General features: G+C 36.7%; 20 protein-coding genes, 1 pseudogene and 1 other annotated feature. Of the genes and pseudogenes, 8 read left to right on the top strand and 13 right to left on the bottom strand.

Annotated elements, in window-relative coordinates; all coding sequences use genetic code 11:
* Positions 1 to 75 precede the first annotated feature (75 nt).
* The 6 genes from tyrS to acsA form a co-directional block, all read right to left on the bottom strand.
* Positions 76 to 1,332: a tyrosine--tRNA ligase gene (gene tyrS / locus LOK41_RS03130; RefSeq protein ID WP_241815180.1), complete on the bottom strand. Its 1,257-nt coding sequence runs from the start codon at positions 1,330 to 1,332 to the stop codon at positions 76 to 78.
* Positions 1,333 to 1,401: 69 nt separating this feature from the next.
* Positions 1,402 to 1,630, bottom strand: a binding site (T-box leader).
* A gap of 77 nt (positions 1,631 to 1,707) precedes the next feature.
* Positions 1,708 to 1,953 (bottom strand): hypothetical protein, encoded by a 246-nt coding sequence (locus LOK41_RS03125; RefSeq protein WP_241815179.1) that lies wholly within the window; start codon positions 1,951 to 1,953, stop codon positions 1,708 to 1,710.
* Entirely contained in the window at positions 1,946 to 2,479 is a 534-nt protein-coding gene (locus LOK41_RS03120) for an RNA polymerase sigma factor (protein ID WP_241815177.1), read from the bottom strand. Before LOK41_RS03120 ends, LOK41_RS03125 begins: the two co-directional genes overlap by 8 nt.
* Complete coding sequence (locus tag LOK41_RS03115) at positions 2,460 to 2,915, bottom strand: hypothetical protein (protein WP_241815176.1); 456 nt, start codon at positions 2,913 to 2,915, stop codon at positions 2,460 to 2,462. The genes LOK41_RS03120 and LOK41_RS03115 overlap by 20 nt, the downstream gene beginning before the upstream one ends.
* A 66-nt stretch (positions 2,916 to 2,981) precedes the next feature.
* Positions 2,982 to 3,539 carry a maltose acetyltransferase domain-containing protein gene (locus tag LOK41_RS03110; protein ID WP_241815289.1) on the bottom strand — a complete coding sequence of 186 codons (558 nt, stop codon included), beginning with the start codon at positions 3,537 to 3,539 and terminating at the stop codon, positions 2,982 to 2,984.
* Positions 3,540 to 3,636: 97 nt separating this feature from the next.
* Positions 3,637 to 5,355, bottom strand: a complete 1,719-nt coding sequence (gene acsA / locus LOK41_RS03105; protein WP_241815175.1) for an acetate--CoA ligase — start codon at positions 5,353 to 5,355, stop codon at positions 3,637 to 3,639.
* A 177-nt stretch (positions 5,356 to 5,532) separates the two neighbouring features.
* Between acsA and acuA the strand changes: the two genes are divergently transcribed.
* From acuA to LOK41_RS03085, 4 genes are read left to right on the top strand one after another with little or no spacing between them, the layout of a single operon-like run.
* Positions 5,533 to 6,165: an acetoin utilization protein acetyltransferase AcuA gene (gene acuA / locus LOK41_RS03100; protein WP_241815174.1), complete on the top strand. Its 633-nt coding sequence runs from the start codon at positions 5,533 to 5,535 to the stop codon at positions 6,163 to 6,165.
* Between the two features lie 17 nt (positions 6,166 to 6,182).
* On the top strand, positions 6,183 to 6,827 hold the full coding sequence (locus tag LOK41_RS03095) for an acetoin utilization AcuB family protein (protein WP_174101767.1): 645 nt from the start codon (positions 6,183 to 6,185) through the stop codon (positions 6,825 to 6,827).
* The gene (locus tag LOK41_RS03090; protein WP_241815170.1) at positions 6,824 to 7,990 is read left to right on the top strand and encodes an acetoin utilization protein AcuC; all 1,167 of its coding nucleotides are present in this window, start codon (positions 6,824 to 6,826) and stop codon (positions 7,988 to 7,990) included. Before LOK41_RS03095 ends, LOK41_RS03090 begins: the two co-directional genes overlap by 4 nt.
* Before the next feature lie 54 nt (positions 7,991 to 8,044).
* Positions 8,045 to 8,902, top strand: a complete 858-nt coding sequence (locus LOK41_RS03085) for an alpha/beta fold hydrolase (protein ID WP_241815288.1) — start codon at positions 8,045 to 8,047, stop codon at positions 8,900 to 8,902.
* A gap of 29 nt (positions 8,903 to 8,931) precedes the next feature.
* On the opposite strand, the gene LOK41_RS03080 is transcribed toward LOK41_RS03085, so the two are convergent.
* From LOK41_RS03080 to LOK41_RS03070, 3 genes are all read right to left on the bottom strand, one after another.
* Positions 8,932 to 10,017: a hypothetical protein gene (locus LOK41_RS03080; protein ID WP_241815164.1), complete on the bottom strand. Its 1,086-nt coding sequence runs from the start codon at positions 10,015 to 10,017 to the stop codon at positions 8,932 to 8,934.
* A gap of 247 nt (positions 10,018 to 10,264) precedes the next feature.
* A complete protein-coding gene (locus LOK41_RS03075; RefSeq protein WP_241815287.1) occupies positions 10,265 to 10,954 on the bottom strand; it encodes a response regulator transcription factor in 690 nt (229 codons plus the stop codon).
* Position 10,955: 1 nt separating this feature from the next.
* Positions 10,956 to 12,413: a sensor histidine kinase gene (locus LOK41_RS03070; RefSeq protein ID WP_241815163.1), complete on the bottom strand. Its 1,458-nt coding sequence runs from the start codon at positions 12,411 to 12,413 to the stop codon at positions 10,956 to 10,958.
* 195 nt (positions 12,414 to 12,608) lie between these two features.
* Between LOK41_RS03070 and LOK41_RS03065 the strand changes: the two genes are divergently transcribed.
* Together LOK41_RS03065 and mscL are read left to right on the top strand one after the other, a co-directional pair.
* Complete coding sequence (locus LOK41_RS03065) at positions 12,609 to 13,319, top strand: ankyrin repeat domain-containing protein (protein WP_241815161.1); 711 nt, start codon at positions 12,609 to 12,611, stop codon at positions 13,317 to 13,319.
* Between the two features lie 363 nt (positions 13,320 to 13,682).
* Entirely contained in the window at positions 13,683 to 14,081 is a 399-nt protein-coding gene (gene mscL / locus LOK41_RS03060) for a large conductance mechanosensitive channel protein MscL (protein ID WP_241815160.1), read from the top strand.
* A gap of 50 nt (positions 14,082 to 14,131) precedes the next feature.
* On the opposite strand, the gene LOK41_RS03055 is transcribed toward mscL, so the two are convergent.
* Positions 14,132 to 14,404, bottom strand: a complete 273-nt coding sequence (locus tag LOK41_RS03055; RefSeq protein ID WP_241815158.1) for a DUF3917 domain-containing protein — start codon at positions 14,402 to 14,404, stop codon at positions 14,132 to 14,134.
* A 191-nt stretch (positions 14,405 to 14,595) separates the two neighbouring features.
* Between LOK41_RS03055 and dhp61 the strand changes: the two genes are divergently transcribed.
* Both dhp61 and LOK41_RS03045 read left to right on the top strand, forming a co-directional pair.
* The gene (gene dhp61 / locus LOK41_RS03050; RefSeq protein ID WP_241815156.1) at positions 14,596 to 14,898 is read left to right on the top strand and encodes a protein Dhp61; all 303 of its coding nucleotides are present in this window, start codon (positions 14,596 to 14,598) and stop codon (positions 14,896 to 14,898) included.
* Positions 14,889 to 15,053 (top strand): annotated as a pseudogene (locus tag LOK41_RS03045) (DUF3949 domain-containing protein); the annotation flags it as partial. The gene dhp61 and the pseudogene LOK41_RS03045, both read left to right, overlap by 10 nt.
* Positions 15,054 to 15,090: 37 nt before the next feature.
* Here LOK41_RS03045 and ccpA read toward each other — a convergent pair.
* From ccpA to LOK41_RS03030, 3 genes are all read right to left on the bottom strand, one after another.
* Positions 15,091 to 16,089, bottom strand: coding sequence for a catabolite control protein A (gene ccpA / locus LOK41_RS03040; protein WP_241815155.1), 999 nt, complete (start codon positions 16,087 to 16,089; stop codon positions 15,091 to 15,093).
* 494 nt (positions 16,090 to 16,583) lie between these two features.
* Complete coding sequence (locus LOK41_RS03035) at positions 16,584 to 17,654, bottom strand: bifunctional 3-deoxy-7-phosphoheptulonate synthase/chorismate mutase (protein WP_241815149.1); 1,071 nt, start codon at positions 17,652 to 17,654, stop codon at positions 16,584 to 16,586.
* A gap of 275 nt (positions 17,655 to 17,929) precedes the next feature.
* Complete coding sequence (locus tag LOK41_RS03030) at positions 17,930 to 19,657, bottom strand: ABC transporter ATP-binding protein (protein WP_241815144.1); 1,728 nt, start codon at positions 19,655 to 19,657, stop codon at positions 17,930 to 17,932.
* Between the last annotated feature and the right edge of the window lie 170 nt (positions 19,658 to 19,827).

Genomic DNA, 19,827 nt, shown 5'->3' with positions numbered 1-19,827 from the left:
ACATAAAAAGAAGATTAAAACAAAAAGGCCTTGAGGAATCTATCTCCTCAAAGCCTGTTAATAACTCTCTATTGATTAGTAGCGAATTAAGAAATATTTCTTCTTACCGCGGCGGATAATTGTAAATTTACCTTCAATGCGGTCATTTTCTGTTACAACGTAATCTAGTGCTTGTGTACGCTCACCATTTACGTAAATTGCACCATTTGTTACATCTTCACGCGCTTGACGTTTTGATGGTGAAATTTTGCTTTCTACAAGTAAGTCAATTAATCCTGTATCTTCTGCAGTGCGTTCTACAGATGGTACGTCTTTGAAACCTTGCTCGATTTCATTTGCAGTTAGTTCAGCTACAGAACCGCTAAATAATGCCGCAGAAATTTTAATTGCTTGCTCTAACGCTTCCGCCCCGTGAACAAGTTTTGTCATTTCAGAAGCTAATGCTTTTTGTGCTGCACGTTTTTCTGGTGCTTCAGCTACTTGCTTCTCAAGCTCAATAATTTCTTCATGAGATAAGAATGTGAAGTACTTTAAGTATTTTACAACATCGCGGTCATCTGTGTTGATCCAGAACTGGTAGAACTCATAAGGCGTTGTTTTCTCTGGATCTAACCAAATTGCGCCGCCTTCTGTTTTACCAAACTTCGTACCATCAGATTTTGTAACAAGTGGAATTGTTAAACCGAATGCTTTCGCATCTTCTTCTGATTTACGAATTAATTCAAGACCTGCTGTAATGTTGCCCCATTGGTCACTACCACCGATTTGTAGACGGCAGCCTTGTTGTTGGTATAAGTTTAAGAAGTCATATGATTGTAAAATCATGTAACTAAATTCAGTAAAGGAAATACCTGTCTCTAAACGAGATGCTACTGTATCCTTTGCTAACATGTAGTTTAAACCGAAGTTTTTACCGATGTCGCGTAAGAATGAGATAACATCTAAATTTCCAAGCCAGTCATAGTTATTTGCCATTGTTGCTGGGTTTTCTACATTTTCAAACTCCAAGAAGTTTGAAAGCTGGTTTTTAATGCTTTCCGTGTAGTAAGCAACTGTATCTTTCGTATTTAATGTACGCTCTGCTTTTTTACCACTTGGGTCACCGATCATACCCGTACCACCGCCAACAAGTGCGATTGGTTGGTGACCAGCTAATTGGAAACGACGCAACATTAATACTGGTAACATATGACCGATGTGTAAGCTATCCGCTGTTGGGTCGAAACCACAGTATAGTTTAACGCTTTCTTTTTCTAATAACTGCTCTAAACCTTCAGCATCTGTTTGCTGATTAATTAGTCCGCGAAATTCAAGATCTTGTAAAATACCCATATCCTACATACTCTCCTTTAAGTTAAGTCTGGCGTGAATGTTGAAAACATAAAAAAATCGCCCCTTCAAATAAGGGACGATTTTGATCATCGCGTTACCACCCTAGTTGCAGGCAAAAAAAGCCTACCACTTTATTTACATAACGGCTTAGCACCGTCTTTTCCCTTTTGAATACAATTCAATCGAAAAAAGATGCTCTAGGGGCGTAATTCGCGATCATCTATGTGCTGATTTTCACCGACCATCAGCTCTCTAAAACAGGGAAATGATCACTACTTCTCCCTTTCCACGCTCAATTATTCATATACTTTTCTTTATATCATTATTTGTATAGGCGTGTCAAATAGAGGTGGGAGTTCTTTTCTTACCAATCCCTTACAAAGTCGCAATGAATATTGTAATAAGGGAGAGGATTGGAACACCAACTAATAGTGAAACATGAAACACAATCGATAAATCATTTCCAATAGTTGCTTCCACAGGATCTTTCGCTGGAGTAGCAAGGAATCCAAGCATTCTATCAAAACGACTTACCGTTTTCGGAAAATCCGGTATTTCTACATGATCGCTATCTAAATGTTGCTTTATTTTATATTCATTCTTAAAAGGATTTTCACCCAATTTCATCCACCTCCAGCAATTGTTTCAATTTCTTTATACCATTATGAAGTCTCGATTTCACTGTTCCTACAGGAATACCTAAAACCTCAGCAATTTCCTTTTGCGGCATATCGTGATAATAAGAAAGAATAAGGACGGCTCTCTGCTCTTCAGGAACTTTCAAGATTGCCTCTCTTACCGTGAGCCTATCTTCTTGAGAAAATTCCTTCTCCTGTATCGGCACTAAAAACGGCAAAAGAGAACGCCATTTTTTTCTTCGATTCAATTTATTAATCATAAGCCGATAACCGATTTGGAACAAATACGTCTTAATCTTCCCTTTTTCAATCTCATACATATGTTTCTTACGCTCTAACGTTAAAAACGTATCTTGAACGAGGTCTATACTCAATTGTTCATCACGGTTAAATCGATACAAAAATGTATATAGCGCTGGCTTGATTAAAACATAGAGTTTTTCTCCAGCCTGCTTATCTCCATTTTGGTACGCAAGCATGAGCTCCTCCTCAATCCCAATCTGCGCCATGATTTTTGATCTCCTTTATTCCTTTTAACGTTAATGAAATTCGGGAAATTAAATATACACTTGCGACAATAATCCACACTTGTGATTGATTCGTAAAAAATTGAACGTAAGGGTTTTGAATTGTATGGCCGATTGAAACTAAAATATTTAATACTTGCACACATATACATGCATACACTGCAAGACAGACCGAAATAGTATCGAATACATTCCAGCGAAAATATACTTTTGTTTTTGTAAAATCGATTTTATATCCTTTTTTTCGTACAATATATTTTCTATCAAACGGAATAATGATTGAAAACATAACAATCATTATGACTCCAGCTGTAATCATTGATACTTTAAATCCAATTGGCATCGGTAATAACATACCGCAAGAAAATACGGCTATAATTCCGATTAAAGCAAACATAAAAATCCATTTATTAAACATATAAGTGCCTCCCCCATCTATTCTTTCATAAATGTATACAGCCGAGGAAGGCACTTCGTTCAAATATTATTTTATTTTTTTAATAATCTTCGCTGGATTCCCACCAACTACAACATTATCAGGGACATCCTTCGTTACAACTGCACCAGAGGCAATCACCGCGTTATCTCCAATTGTAACCCCTGGATTAATTATAGCTCTCCCGCCAATCCAAACGTTATTCCCAATTGTTACTGGTTTACCAAATTCTTTACCACTAATGCGTTCAATTGGATCAAGCGGATGTGTCGCCGTATAAATATGAACCCCTGGAGCTAGCATACAGTTTTCGCCAATCGTTACAGGACATACATCTAAAATGACGCAATCAAAATTTGCGTAAAAGTTTTCTCCGACATGAATGTTATAACCGTAATCACATTTGAAAGAAGATTCAACATGAATATTATCTCCTGTCGCCCCGAATAGTTCTTTTACGATCGCACTACGTTCTTCTAATTTTACTTCTGGCGTTTCATTTAATTTTCTTGTTAATATACGAGCCTGCTCCCTATCTTGTACTAACACTGGATCAGCAGGTATGTACATTTCACCTTGGATCATCTTTTCTTTTTCTGTTTTCAGAATAGCATCCCCTTCAACACGTATATATAAGTTAACTCTTATTATAATAGCACAAAAAGAAAGGTCTGAACGAAATATACGTTCAGACCTTTCCTTCTTAATCTTCCATTGTTGATAAGTCACCAGTTGGTAAGTTTAGCTCCCATGCTTTTAACACGCGTCGCATAATTTTACCACTTCTCGTTTTCGGTAATTTATCACGGAATTCAATTTGTCTTGGCGCTGCATGAGCTGCTAAGCCTTTTTTCACAAATTGACGAATCTCTTCTTTTAATTCATCAGATGCTTCATATCCTGCGCGCAGTGCGATAAACGCTTTAATAATTTCGCCGCGCACTGGGTCTGGAATACCGATTACACCAGCTTCTGCTACTGCAGAGTGTTCAATTAATTTACTTTCTACTTCAAATGGTCCAACGCGCTCACCAGACGTCATAATTACATCATCAATACGCCCTTGGAACCAGAAGTAGCCATCTTCATCCATATATGCCGAGTCACCTGATACATACCAATCGCCTGGCATAAAGTAAGATTCATATTTTTGCGGGTTGTTCCAAACAGCGCGCATCATAGATGGCCATCCTTTAGCAATCGCTAAGTTCCCCATTGTATATGGTGGCACTTCATTTCCTTCATTATCAACAATCGCTGCCTTCACACCTGGAATTGGTTTTCCCATTGATCCTGGGCGAATTTCCATACAAGGGTAATTACAAATCACTTGTGCCCCTGTTTCTGTCATCCACCATGTATCATGGATTCGAAGACCGAATGCATTCATTCCCCAGCGAATTACTTCTGGGTTTAATGGTTCACCAACGCTTAGTACGTGACGGAGTGCTGATAAGTCGTACTTCTTAATCGCTCCTTCACCCGCTCCCATCAGCATACGGAATGCTGTTGGCGCACTATACCAAACTGTTACACCGTAATCTTGCAATGCTTCGTACCATGCCTCTGGACTAAAACGTCCTCCTAAAACGACATTTGATCCCCCTACTAACCACGGTGCAAAAATACCGTAAGCTGTTCCTGTTACCCAGCCTGGATCAGCTGTGCACCAATATACATCGTCTTCTTTTAAATCAAGCACCCATTTTGCTGTTTGATAGTGCTGCACCATTGCATTTTGCGCATGAAGGACTCCTTTTGGTTTTCCTGTAGAACCGGATGTATAATGAAGAATTAATCCATCTTCGCGATCTAACCATTCAATTTGCAGTTTGTTAGAAGCTTGCTCAAATAATGGATTGAACGCTACAAGCTTTCCGCCTTCTTCTACATTATCACCAACAAGAAAGACTGTTTTTAATGCTGGTAAATCATTTAATGGTACACGTTCTAGTAATTCAGGCGTTGTAATTAACACCTTCGCTTCACTATCTTCTAAGCGATCGCGTACTGCTCCTTCCATAAATGCTTCAAATAGCGGTCCAACAATTGCTCCTAATTTGACTGCACCAAGAAGTGCAAAATATAATTCTGGTGAACGCGGCATGAAAATAAAAATGCGATCGCCTTTTTCCACATCACCATAATTTTTTAGGACATTTCCCGCTTTATTGGAGAATTCCTTCATTTCTTTAAAGGTATATTTCTCTTTGCGCGCTCCATCTTGATAATATAGAGCCACTTTATTTTTCCGAGCAGATTTCGCATGTTTATCAATTGCTTCATACGCCATATTTACTCGGCCAGTTTCATACCAAGAAAAGTTTTTATTTACCTCTTCCCAGTTAAAACCTGCATATGTTTCTTCATAGTTCAACAAATTATTTTCTCCTTTAATAACTGGAAGCGTTTCTACTTTCATACTTTACATCCCCCTCCTATGTATTCTATTATCTATTATAATGACATTATTTAAAATTTTCAGTATATTTGTTGATTTTTAGACAAATTTTTACTGACAAAATTCGATTCACATCGCATATATTATAAAGTACGATAGTTTGTAGATTCACAAACCCTCAAGGTGGTGAGCAAAACATTGATTCATAAAAAAATATATAATGCACGAAATTTAAAAACGGCAAGAGGTACTTTAATCATTGAAGGTCCAGTATCTACACATAATCTCGAAATGTATGAATTTCACCCAGACTTAGTTGCATTTCGCCCTGCTGATCAACAATATAAAGCAATTGTCGAAATTTCTAAGTTACCAGAAGCTCGTCTCATTATTGCGAGACAAGACCAAACAATTGTCGGATATGTTACGTATTTATATCCTGATCCGCTAGAGCGATGGTCAGAAGGAAAAATGGACAATTTAATTGAACTCGGGGCAATTGAAGTCGTCCCCGCATTCCGTGGATGCTCTGTTGGAAAAAATCTATTAGAAGTTTCGATGATGGATGATTATATGGAAGATTATATTATATTAACAACTGAGTATTATTGGCACTGGGATTTAAAACAAACCGGCTTAAATGTTTGGGAATATCGAAAAGTAATGGAAAAAATGATGAATGCCGGTGGTTTAGAATGGATGGCAACAGACGATCCAGAAATTTGTTCTCACCCTGCTAACTGTTTAATGGTTCGCATCGGCAAGCGCGTTGATACAAATTCCATCCAAGATTTTGATCGCTTACGCTTTCAAAATCGCTTTATGTATTAAGAAGGGAGGCATATAAAATGATTGTAGAAGAAATTATGAATCATGACGTAATTACACTGCGTCCAGATGACACAATCGAAACCGCAATTCGTACAATACGTACAAATGGAATTCGTCATATTCCCATTATTGGGCATAACAACAACGTAGTCGGTATTATTTCTGACCGTGACGTACGTGATGCAAGTCCATCAATTCTCGATGAAGAAGTTTCACTGGATATGCTTAAACAACCGATTCAATTAATTATGAAACAACCAGTAATGACGTGTCATCCTCTCGATTTCGTCGAAGAAATTGCCACATTATTTTTTGAAAATAAAATCGGCTGCCTTCCTGTTACAAAGAGCGGTAAACTTGTTGGAATCATATCGGAATCCACAGTATTACATACACTCGTTAAACTAACAGGTGCCCATCAACCAAGTTCACAAATTGAAATTCAAGTAAAAAATGAACCTGGTATTCTTGGAAAAGTAGTTGCTATTTTTAGTGACTTACACATTAATATTGTGAGCGTTCTCGTCTATCCAGCAAAAGATGAGAATGATAAAGTACTCGTTTTCCGCATTCAAACGATGAATCCTCTAAGAGTGATTGAAGCGCTAGAGAAAAAAGGCTACCATGTTTTATGGCCAAATATTATGGGGATGCAGGCATGACAAGTGCCTTCATCTATTCAGAGGATTTTCGGGGTTATTCCTTTAGCCCTGAACATCCCTTTAATCAGCTTCGCGTAACACTCACCTATGATTTACTAGTAAAGAGTGGGTTCATTCATCCTTCTCAAGTCATTCCACCACGAATGGCGACTGATGAGGAGATTGCTTTCGTTCATACGGAAGAATACATAAATGCGGTAAAACGTGCTGGGGAAGGAAAGTTAGAACAGTCAATTGCTATGTCATACGGTCTTGGAACAGAAGATACACCGATGTTCCCGAATATGCATGAAGCGAGCGCATTACTTGTTGGTGGAACATTAACAGCTGTAGATGCTGTCCTCTCAGGTAAAGTAAAGCATGCATTAAATTTAGGCGGCGGATTACATCACGGATTCCGTGGTAAAGCATCTGGCTTTTGTATTTACAACGACAGTTCGATTGCAATCAAATATATGCAGAAAAAATATGGCTTACGTGTTTTATATATTGATACAGACGCCCATCACGGCGATGGTGTACAATGGTCCTTTTATGATGACCCTAACGTCTGCACCATCTCACTGCATGAAACTGGACGCTATTTATTTCCTGGAACCGGTGCTGTAAACGAGCGTGGACAAGGTAATGGCTATAGTTATTCCTTTAACGTTCCACTCGATGCCTTTACAGAGGATGAATCTTTTTTACAATCGTATCGAACCGTTGTGAAAGAAGTGGCAGCTTATTTTAAGCCAGATATTATTTTAACGCAAAACGGAGCCGATGCACATTATTACGATCCTCTTACTCACCTTTGTGCAACGATGCAAATTTATCGTGAAATTCCAAAGCTTGCTCATGAAATTGCCAATGAATACTGCGATGGGCGCTGGATCGCCGTTGGCGGTGGTGGCTACGATATGTGGCGTGTCGTCCCAAGAGCATGGGCACTCATTTGGCTCGAAATGAACAACAGCCAAAACATCTCAGGTTACCTCCCTCCAGAATGGATTGAAACTTGGAAAGGACAAGCACCTATCGATCTTCCTCTTACATGGGAAGATTCTAACAACATGTATAATCCCATCCCTCGAAAACGAGAAATTGAAGAAAAAAATGCATTAACAGTGGCAAAATGCCTTGAAATCATTCGGAATAATACAAAAAAAGCTTTATATTAAATAATAAGAATAGGAGGTTTTCTCCTATTCTTATTTTATGGAGGGGGAATAATCATCTGGAAACGACAATTCTTACATACAAAACGCGGTATTTTTGAAATTTTTACAAAGGGCTTTGGTGAACCACTATGTGTTACACATCATTACTCCGAGTTTAACGAAACCGGTGATTATTTTGCTGAAAGCTTTACTTCTACTCATCAAGTATTTCTTATTAATTTAAGAGACGCTGGTCATTCTGCAAAAGCTACAAAGGAACATGAATTAAGCATGAGCGAAACAGTTGAAGATTTAGAAGCAATCAAAGAATCACTACACCTTTCAATCTGGCATTTCGCCGGACATTCTACAGGTGGTATGCTTGGAATTCTGTACGCTATTACCTATCCTGATTCCTTGCAATCCTTAGTTGTTGTCGGTGCTGCTGCTAGTAACTATACAGCAACACCAGATTGTATTTACCATCCTGCTCACCCAAAATTTCAATATATGCAAGACATCATCGAAGAATTGAAACTCCCTCATCTTACACCAGAAGTGCGAAGTGCATTATCGGCTAAGCGAACAACATTATCTTTATATAAGCCCGAAAATTACGAAATATATTTTTCAAAACCTATTTATAAAACAATGGCAGTAAGTCGAATGAACGCTTTCGCTAAAGAATATTCACAATTTGACCTAAGAGATCGCCTCTCATCTATTACAACCAGAACACTCATTATTTGTGGAAACCATGATGTTCAATGCCCAGTTCAATATTCTATCGAGATAGAAAAGAAGATAACGGATTCTATCTTTATCCTATTTGAGTACAGCAACCACTACCCTTTTTTAGAAGAAAGCAATCGTTTTATGTCGATCATTGAAACTTTTTACAAATCATTACAACATGAAAGCAGCAAGTACTAGATCGCTTGCTGCTTGTGTAAACCACTTCTTTATTTCGTTACAAACGTAACCTGATTTGCAGTTGCCCAGCCATTCATCGGTACAACCGTATATTTCTTGCCTGACTGCAACGTTGCACCATTTTGTAAATCAAAGATTCCTACTGCTCCTTTTCGAGAAGTAAAACGATATTGTGCCTCTATTTTATTTCCATCCTCATCTTGTAATTCCACTTTTCGTCCAGCAAACAGTTCCATATTTGGATCGTTCTCTAACGTGATTTGAATCGATTTATTATCTATCGCTTCAGCACTTTGAATCGTAAGTGGCTCAATAGTTCCCGCAGTAAATGTTGGATTTTTAACCGTCGCCCAATCAGACGTGATTGTGTATGTCATACCTGGTTGTAACGTTTGACCAGCAGGTAGACGAAACTTTGGTGCTTGTCTGCCATCTGCCGCTTGTGTAAATGGGACATATCCTACTACAATTTGTTCCCCTGAACTTGATGTAATTGTTAGTTTACGATCTCGCAGCGAAGAAATAATTTGATATTGTTTTCCTTCTTTATCTTTATTTTCTTCGTCTAACTGAAACGCTTGATTTCCTCTCCCTGCTTTATACGCTTCAATAATGTTTGCATAATCTGTCACACCATCTTCTAAAAAGGATTCAATTTCAAACGTATCATTCGTCACTTGTTTTGCTTGACGAACATTAATTTTTTCCGTACTTGCCTCAAATTTTTCTTTTTTTCCACCTTTATAACTTACTTTATATTTTGTTCCTGGTTTTTGAACTGTAACAGGTACAATATATGTACTTGTAGCTCCCGTTTTCAATCGTGGTACATTCACAATTTCTAAGCCATTATCAAATACAAAATTTTTCTTAATCACCTCTAAATTTTCTGGCTTTACCTCTTCTTCTGATAAAGGTTTAGAAAATGTTAGTTGTAATGTCATTGCGTTTAATGACTGTAATTTTGTAATCTGTGCTTTTTGCTGCTTCTTTTCTTTTTTCGCTTCTTGTTTTGTCTCCTGTTTTACTTCTGCTTTTGTTTCCCCTTGCGCACAACCTGTTACCATTACTGTAAACCCAATCATCGCCGGTACTAAAAACTTCATTTTTTTCATCCTCATCAAACCTCCAAATGATTATTTTTCTTTCAGATTCAATCATCTAATACATAACAGATAACAGTTTCCTCAAATCACTTTATCTGTTCACCTTCTTTCTGTGATACCTATAGTAGATGGCAAGTATAAATTGCCAATAAATAAATTCTTAAAAAAAGATAAAATAAAGGTAATATATTTTTTAATTCTGTGAATTTCACTGCCCTTAAACATAAAAAAACCCGTCAACACTTTGACAGGTTCGCTATACATTAAAACGATATCCAGCTCCCCACACCGTTTCAATATATTGTGGATGCGCAGGATCTCTTTCAATTTTCTCACGTAACTTTCGCACATGAACAACAACTGTAGCTAAATCTCCAGCTGAATCTAATCCCCAAATACGTTCAAATAATTGTTCCTTACTTAACACTTGATTCGGATTCATCACAAAAAATGTTAGCAAATCAAATTCTTTCGTTGTAAAAGCAATTTCTTCATTGTTTATGAATACTTTTCTAGCACGCTGATCAATAGAAATCCCATGGATATATAACGTATCTCGCTGCTTAATTATATTTCCAGATAATCGTTCATAACGCGCGATATGCGCTTTTACTCTTGCGACTAATTCACTTGGGCTGAATGGCTTCGTAATATAATCATCAGCCCCGAGCCCAAGTCCACGAATTTTATCGATATCTTCTTTTTTGGCTGAGACAAGTAAAATCGGAATATCTTTCACCGCACGTATTTGTTTACAAATTTCAAATCCATTTATTTTTGGAAGCATGATATCTAAAATAATTAGATCATATTGTTCCTGTAAAGCGCAGTGCAGTCCTGTTTCACCTGAATGTTGTACATCAACTTGAAAATCATGAATCTCTAAATAATCTCGCTGTAATTCCGCAATACTTACTTCATCTTCAATTAATAACACTCGCTTCAATTTACTCACCACATTCCTGTACTTTTTTCAATGAAAAGAAAATACTTGTGCTTTCTCCTAGTTTACTTTCCGCCCAAATCTTTCCGCCGTGCTCTTCAACAATCTGCTTTGCGATAGCCAAGCCAAGACCACTTCCACCTGTACTAGAATTACGTGATTGTTCTGCACGATAAAAACGTTCAAAAATATAGGGAAGTGTATCGGATGCTATACCCGATCCATTATCTGTCACTCTCACGATTACCTCATCCGCTTCCTCTAGTAATGTAACTATAATTTCTTTCTGCGGTTTATCCATGTATTTCACACTATTATGAATTAAATTCGATATAACCCGCTTTACTTTCTCTCGATCAGCAGTTACATATAATGGCGATTCATTAAATGATTGTAAGGATAAATGTATTCCATCTTTACTTAAATCCATCTGTATCTCTTCTATTACATCTTCCATAAACAAATACAATTCTATCGTTTCAAAGTGAAATGGCACACGATTTAAATCTAACTTTGAAAATAAAAAGAGTTCATCGATGAGTGTATCCATATGTGCTGCTTTTGTGTAAATCGTCGTTAAGTATCTATTCATTTTTTCAGGTGTATTAGCAACCCCATCTTTTATTCCTTCTACATATCCAATAATGGATGTAATGGGTGTTTTTAAGTCATGTGAGATATTCGAAATGAGCTCTTTTCGATTCTCTTCATATTGCGCTTGCACTTCAATTGATTCTTTTAATTTCTGCCTCATCTCTTCAAACGCTTGATTTAACTGCCCAATTTCATCATGAGACGTAACTGGAATTTGAAATTGCAAATCTCCGTCTTTAATTCTCCCAGTCGCATCTTTCAAGATCAGAATGGGTGTTATCACACTTCTTGAAACAAAATAACTTAATAATCCAATGATGAAAATAGCTAAAAGCAATAACGATACAAATAAAATAGGAAATAACTTTTGCGTTAAGTCTACATATGAGCTTTGCTTATTTAATACAAATATACTTCCTTCCTCATGATGAGGAAAATAAAAATCAAACTTTACATACCGATAAAATGTATCATTTAGTTCCGTCGTACCGCGACTATTAATATTCGTTGATTCAAATTTAGGGAGAGCTCCTTTCAAATTAGAACTTTCAATTGCTTTTGATGCATATGAAATTGCATCTCCTTTTCTTACAACTATTTTCACACCTTTTTTCTCTAAGAGCGGCATCATTGCTGCATCCAATAGTTGCGATTGATTCTGCTTAGCTGCTACCTTCAATTCAAGAAAAGCATTTTCCTCCTCTGGCGTCAGTGGATTTTGAATATAAGAACTCTTATAAAAATTTTTCACTGATTCTAAATTCCCTGTTATAGAAAAAACAATTAAAAAACCCGTAACCAATAACAGAGTAATTGAAACAAAAATCACAGCAATATAAGATAATAAAAATCTTGTTTTAATAGACATAACTCCATTCCTCACTTTACGAACCTTTCTTATTATTCATAAGCATAAGAAGATATTTCCGAATACTCAAGCGATTTTATAGTTATTTTAGACACAGTTTATAAAAAATTAATATTTATATTTTACAGTATAAAGGGAAGCATCTGTATTCTAAGACGACTCTTACATTTACTGAGAAGAAGGTGGTAAAATTCAATGCTAAAACGAACATTAAATATGATATGTTGTATATTCTTTTTGCAAGGTTGCACACAAAATCAAGAACCTAAAAAGGAGATAAAAAGCATGGAGAAACAACTACTTACAGCTGTAGAACAAAGGGAGACAGCTACCGTTCTATCATTAATTCAGCAAGGAGCAAATATAAATGTAACAGATAGTCAAGGACGCACCCCTGTTATGGTTGCTACATATGTAAATGATATAAAAACCGCAAGGGCTCTTATTAAAGCTGGGGCGGATGTAAACATCCAAGATAAAATGAAAAACACTCCATTTTTATATGCCGGTGCTGAAGGTTATTTGGAAATTCTAAAACTAACAATTGATGTCGGCGCCAACCCAACACTTACAAATCGTTACGGAGGAACAGCTCTTATTCCAGCCGCAGAACATGGCTATATCGACGTCATAAAAGAACTTCTCACTCGAACAAACATTGATGTAAACCATGTAAATAACCTCGGATGGACTGCTTTAATGGAAGCTATCGTACTAAGTGATGGTAACGAAACACAGCAACAAGTTATCCGCCTCCTCATTGAACATGGCGCCAATATAAATATTCCAGATCATGATGGTGTTACCCCGCTGCAACATGCACGTGCTCATAACTTTAAAGAAATCGAAGAAATTTTAATCCAAGCAGGTGCACAGAAACCCAATGTTTATAAAGTGAAACTTTAATCAGTGGGGGTTTTCCTCATCCCCCACTGATTATTAGTTGAACCAATCGGGCCTTTACGGGCAGTTTATCTCCCACCTAACTTCTTTGCTCCCGCCGAATGTTGAGGTGGGAGTATTACTGCCCGTTAGTGCGGGATAAATAAACAATTTATGCTATAAGACAATCCGAAGTACTTGTACGAAAAGAAGTACTTCGGGCATATCAAAACTTTAATCTTTGTTTCATCGAAGTTAAAACGGATACATTTTTCAGAATTTACTTTCATTCCCATTTTCCCTTTATTTCTATCACAAACTTCTATAGAATATGTTGATAGGAATTATAAATCTTATACTGAATCGTGGAAAGGATGGGAATCATAAATGTGGAACGAGTTTAAAAAGTTCGCCCTAAAAGGAAATGTTATTGATTTAGCTATCGGGGTTGTAATCGGAGCTGCTTTCGGAAAAATCGTAAGTTCTTTAGTAAAAGATATTATCACACCATTAATCGGTATGTTAATGGGTGGTATCGACTTTACAGGTTTAAAAATTACGTTTGGTAAAACAGCTATTACGTATGGTAACTTCATTCAAACTATCTTTGACTTCTTAATCATCGCAGGTGCTATCTTTGCATTTATTAAAGTTTTCAACAGGCTAACATTCAAAAAAGAAGAAGAGAAAAAAGAGGAAGTTCCAGAACCAACAAAAGAAGAAGTACTTCTTGGCGAGATTCGCGACCTATTGAAGCAACAAAACACTTCAAAAGACAACGCATAATTGAACGGACAAAAGGCATGCCCCGCATGGGACATGCCTTTCTTTATATCTTATAACGTTTCCGAATTCATATGAATGAATAAAATAATACCAGCAACCATTAATACCATAATAGAACCTGCAAATAATGTAATCGCAACAAATACGAAGCTTGCGCTTACATCTACTGAAATACTTTCAATAAAAATAGAAGCTACATACGTGATAAGGGCAATTCCTGCAAGAATACTTCCTGGAACAAAGCGCTTTAAGCCGTTTTGTTTTAACGTCATATATGCAAAAAAAGCAGTCATACAAAGCGTAATTATCCAAAGAACGATCATCTCTTCCCCCCTCACAAGCCTTTTCTTTCTATTATACATGACATTGCGTAGTTATAGGGAATTTTACATTCAAACAAAAAATGTTAGAGAAAAGTTATGAACAAGGAGTACCAAAATAGGTATCGAATTTTCATATATCATGACCCCCTTGTAAATACGAATTGATTTGAAAATATATGGAGGGATTACTATTGAAAGATGACTACACTAGTTATGCCGTATTAGAACAAGTAGAAAAGTTTGATTATATTACGATTGATTTAGAAAACAAATTTTTTTATATTAAAGTGATTGATATAAAAACGAATAAAGTATTATTAGATGTATCACTTGATTTAAAGAGAGACCATACAAACGTAAACGGAGATATAGAAAAATATCACACTTTACAAATTGACGATTTGTTAGCAGGATTCAAAATAACGGCGCAACTATGTATCGATCATAACTTGCGAAATCAAGATGAGTTATGGGCATTTATTGAAAAGAATTAAAAGAAAAACAGAAAAAAATGAATGTTTCTCAGCCGGAAATGTATGAAAATATTTCCTATGCAGAATCTCAAAGACACCTCCATCAACAAGGCATCATCTATTACATACCAGCCTCTATTTTAGCTAGTATCATTTATAAAATAAAGCATAGATAAAAAACTCACAGCACCCTGCTGTGAGTTTTTATTTTACTTACTTCGTTGAATCTCTAAATTGGATACGGTGAGGTAAGATAACTGTATGATCTTCTACTTTTTCTTTGTTCATATACTTTGTAAGTAAACGCATTGCTACTGCACCGATGTCATACATTGGTTGTACAACTGTGGAAAGCTGCGGGCGTACCATTAATGCAAGACGTGTGTTGTCAAAGCCAAGTACTTCTACGTCTTCTGGTACATTTAATCCAGCATCTTGTGCTGCGTGGATAACGCCTAGTGCCATTTCATCTGAAGAAACAAAGATTGCTGTTGGTTTTTCATTAAGTTCCCAAAGCTTTTCAAATGCTTCTAAACCTGAATCGTATGTGTAATCTCCATCAATAACAAGATTTTCATCATAAGCAATACCAGCTTCTTCTAAAGCTTTTTTATAACCTTGTAATTTCTTTGCGCTTCCAGCTTTGTCAATGTAAGGACCTGATACGAAACCGATACGTTTATGGCCTTGCTCTAAGAAGTGTTTCATCGCATCATAAGCCGCTTGTGTATAATCAATATTTACTGATGATGTTTCATTCTCCTCATCAAATGATGCTGCTAACACGATTGGTACTGGAGACTTTTTAAACTCTTCTACATGCGTATCTGTAATATCTTCACCCATGAATACAATACCGTCCACTTGTTTACCAAGCATTGTATTTAATAAATGGAACTCTTTTTCTCTATTTTGGTCAGAGTTACTTAAAATGATGTTATATTTGTACATTGTTGCGATATCTTCGATTCCACGTGCCAGTTCTGCATAAAATGTATTAGAGATATCTGGAATAATAACACCTACTGTTGTTGTTTTCTTACTTGCTAGTCCACGTGCTACCGCATTTGGGCGGTACCCTAATCGATCAATTGCTTCTAATACTTTCTTTCTTGTTGTAGGCTTTACATTCGGATTACCGTTCACAACGCGTGATACAGTTGCCATTGAAACGTTTGCTTCGCGCGCTACGTCATAGATTGTTACGTTCATCTCTTCCGCACACTCCTTCTATATTATGTTATCTATCTTTATGTATCGGTTCACTTAAATGAAAAAAAGACATCAACTCTACTTGAAGATGTCACTCCCGAGTCCTTTTACTAATGATACGATAAAAATGCAGGCTCATACAATATTTTCCCGCAAAAGTTTCGAAAAAATTCGCTTCTTTTCTCCTATTTTCGTATTTTTCATGTAAAAAAGGTCAAATTCCGCGAAAAAGTCTATGCAACAAGTGTCGCATAGACTTTAAAATCCATTCTATATAAACCCAAATTAAAAAACGAACATCAAACCATTCTTTTTAGATGGGAGAGAGCATCCGGCCATGCATAGAAGCGGTCAGTACCTTTTTTAGCCCCATGCCAAGTGAGAACAAAAGGAGAAAGCGAGTGGAGATCTTCTTTTGTCTTCATAACCGCGACTTAGGTGCTTGAAAATCAAAATGGATTTATATGTTGGAAAATTAAGTTGGATATATATAACTATCTACCGCGAAATGCTTTTAATTCTTTCATAAACTCATTGAATTCTGGAATATCCATCTGTTGTGCTGAATCTGATAACGCAACAGCCGGATCTGGATGTACTTCAGCCATAACCGCATCAGCACCGATTGCCATCGCTGCTTTTGCAGTCGGTAAAAGAAGGTCACGTCGTCCTGTAGAGTGCGTTACATCGACTACAACAGGTAAATGTGTCTCTTTCTTCAAAATCGGCACAGCGGAAATATCTAGCGTATTACGTGTTGCCTTTTCATACGTCCTAATGCCACGCTCGCATAAAATAATATCCCCGTTACCTTGTGCGATAATATATTCTGCTGCATAGATAAACTCTTCAATCGTTGCTGATAAACCACGTTTTAATAATACTGGTTTTTTCACCGATCCAGCCGCTTTCAAGAGTTCGAAGTTTTGCATATTACGAGCGCCAATTTGAATCACATCAACATAATCTAATGCCATTTCAATATCATTCGGATTTAAAATTTCACTAATAACCGCTAAATCATACTCATCTGCCACTTGGCGTAATATCTTCAAGCCTTCTAAGCCAAGACCTTGGAAATCATAAGGTGATGTACGAGGTTTAAACGCACCGCCGCGCATCAGTTTTAAACTTTGTTCTTTCATCGCTTCTGCAACTTGGCGAACTTGTTCATAACTTTCTACCGCACACGGTCCCATAATAAAGTGAGCATTGCCATCACCAATTTTTTCACCTTTTATATCAACAATGGTATCTTCTAATTTTTTCTTACGTGAAACAAGAAGCGCTTTACGATGATCATCTTCTTGTAATTCTAAACCTGTTTTAAAAATTTGTTTGAAAATATGTTGAAGAGTCGATGTTTCAAACGGCCCATCGTTATTCTCAGCAATTAAATCAAGCATGCTTCTTTCACGTACAGGATCAAATCGCTTTACACCTTGCACTTCTTTCAATTTACCGACCTCTTGAACAAGACGACCTCTTTCATTTAGTAATTCTAAAATTTGCAGGTTCATTTGATCGATTTGAGAACGTAAATGATCTAATTCTTGTGATGCCATAAGAAAGCCACCTCTTTCAAGCTATATATAAAGATTACCTTATTATCATGGTTAAGATAATTTATTATATCCGATAGGTTTCAGGTTGTCACATGATACACTCAGCTTAAAAAAACTAAAAAAAAGAAGACTATGAAGTTTTAACTCAATAACAGCAAAAAATATCCATAGCCATCAAGTTAAAACTCTATAGCTCCCAAAAAGCTAAAAGTTATTGATACTTTACATATTAATGAAAATGAAGTGAAGCGCATACCCCTTATTAACTATTCTTTCTATTCCATTGGAAGGGCGACCCAATGTCCTTCAGACACCTCAACGAGCTTGGATTTCCGTAAAGAATATTTATCCTCTTCATTTGTTTCTTCTATTAGCATTCTTTTTTTCTTCGATTCAATTTTAGGATCCGGAATTGGTATTGCAGACAGCAAAGATTTCGTATATTCATGTTGTGGATTCGTATAAAGCTCTTCGCTTTCAGCAATCTCCACAATTTTCCCAGCATACATCACAGCCACTCGATCACTAATGTGCTTCACCATTGAAAGGTCGTGCGCAATAAATAAATACGTCAGCCCTAATCGATTCTGCAGTTCCTCTAATAACTTTACAATTTGGGATTGGATAGATACATCAAGTGCAGACAATGGTTCATCGCATACGATGAACTTCGGTTCTACTGCAAGTGCACGTGCAATTCCAATACGTTGACGCTGTCCACCAGAGAACTCATGTGGATAACGCATTGTATATGCAGGATCAAGTCCGACCATATCAAGTAATTCTTCAACTCTTCTTGTCCTTTCTTTTTTACTCCCACTCAATCGATGCACATCCAATACCTCACCGATAATATCAATAACTTTAAAACGAGGATTCAGAGATGCATAAGGATCTTGAAAAATCATCTGCATATGCCGACGCATCATTTTCATTTCACTCTTTGAAAAACGATTCACTGCCATTCCTTTATATAATACATCTCCAGCTGTTGGTTCATGAAGACGTAATATCGCACGTCCTGTCGTGGACTTTCCCGAACCAGACTCTCCCACAAATCCTAAGGTCTCACCTTCCCGAATCTGAAAACTAATATCATCTACTGCTTTTAAAACATTCCCTTTTCCTAAATCAAAATATTGCTTTAACGATCTCACTTCAACTAAAGGCTTATCAAAAGGCTTACTATGTACAAATTTCGTTTTCTTTTTTTCATGTAGACGCGGCAATGCATGCAGGAGCTTTAATGTATACGGATGCTTGGCACTTTCAAAAACTTCTTCTGTCGTTCCAGTCTCTACAATCTCTCCATCTTTCATGACAGCGACTCGATCACACATACTAGCAACAACTCCTAAATCATGTGTAATCAATATAATTGAAATTCCAAAACGCCCTTGAATGTCTCTCATTACATTCAAAATTTGCGCTTGAATCGTTACATCAAGTGCTGTAGTCGGTTCATCAGCAATTAATAAAGTAGGACGACAAGCTAGTGCCATCGCAATCATAACACGTTGCCGCATCCCTCCAGAAAACTCATGTGGATATTGATTATAACGTATTTCACTGCTTCTAATACCTACAAGTTCAAGCATTTCAATTGCTTGTTCCTTAGCCTCTTTTTTAGACAAATCTTGATGTTTCATCAAAGTTTCTGATATTTGTTTCCCAATTCGAATAGTTGGATTAAGAGAAGTCATTGGATCTTGAAAAATCATACCAATTTCCTTACCACGTATACTTTCCATTTCCTTCTCTGTCTTATAAGCAAGATTTTCTCCTAAAAAGATAACCTCTCCTTCTTTCATATCAGAAGTAGTTGGTGGAAGAAGGCGCATAATAGAACGAGCCGTTACACTTTTACCACTTCCTGATTCGCCTACTATTCCTAATGTCTCTCCCTTCTTCACCTCAAAATCCACACCTCGAACAGCCTCAAATTCTTGATCTCTTGACTGAAAAGACACACGTAAATTTCTAACTTCCAAAATAGATTCCAAGTCTCCAACCTCCCTTTTATTGTTTATTTTTTGAAATAATCAGAATATTGACTTTTTAAAACTATTAAAATAAAATATACTATACACATCGGAATAATTAAATTTACTTTTTTAAGAAGGAGGTTCAATCCATTGGAAATAACTCGAGTTAAAAAAGAACAGAATGGCTA

Source organism: Bacillus sp. TL12, assembly GCF_022625245.1.
Taxonomy (GTDB): domain Bacteria; phylum Bacillota; class Bacilli; order Bacillales; family Bacillaceae_G; genus Bacillus_A.
This window is presented reverse-complemented; position numbering and strand designations above follow the sequence as displayed.

Coding starts and splice junctions, on each gene's coding strand:
- LOK41_RS03055 (WP_241815158.1), bottom strand. CDS start 14,404: ATGATCGTTCTTTGGATAATTACGCTTTGTATGACTGCTTTTTTTGCA.
- LOK41_RS03095 (WP_174101767.1), top strand. CDS start 6,183: ATGATTGTAGAAGAAATTATGAATCATGACGTAATTACACTGCGTCCA.
- ccpA (WP_241815155.1), bottom strand. CDS start 16,089: ATGAACGTAACAATCTATGACGTAGCGCGCGAAGCAAACGTTTCAATG.
- LOK41_RS03090 (WP_241815170.1), top strand. CDS start 6,824: ATGACAAGTGCCTTCATCTATTCAGAGGATTTTCGGGGTTATTCCTTT.
- tyrS (WP_241815180.1), bottom strand. CDS start 1,332: ATGGGTATTTTACAAGATCTTGAATTTCGCGGACTAATTAATCAGCAA.
- acsA (WP_241815175.1), bottom strand. CDS start 5,355: ATGAAAGTAGAAACGCTTCCAGTTATTAAAGGAGAAAATAATTTGTTG.
- LOK41_RS03070 (WP_241815163.1), bottom strand. CDS start 12,413: ATGTCTATTAAAACAAGATTTTTATTATCTTATATTGCTGTGATTTTT.
- LOK41_RS03120 (WP_241815177.1), bottom strand. CDS start 2,479: ATGGCGCAGATTGGGATTGAGGAGGAGCTCATGCTTGCGTACCAAAAT.
- LOK41_RS03035 (WP_241815149.1), bottom strand. CDS start 17,654: ATGGCATCACAAGAATTAGATCATTTACGTTCTCAAATCGATCAAATG.
- LOK41_RS03115 (WP_241815176.1), bottom strand. CDS start 2,915: ATGTTTAATAAATGGATTTTTATGTTTGCTTTAATCGGAATTATAGCC.
- LOK41_RS03065 (WP_241815161.1), top strand. CDS start 12,609: ATGCTAAAACGAACATTAAATATGATATGTTGTATATTCTTTTTGCAA.
- mscL (WP_241815160.1), top strand. CDS start 13,683: ATGTGGAACGAGTTTAAAAAGTTCGCCCTAAAAGGAAATGTTATTGAT.
- LOK41_RS03080 (WP_241815164.1), bottom strand. CDS start 10,017: ATGAAAAAAATGAAGTTTTTAGTACCGGCGATGATTGGGTTTACAGTA.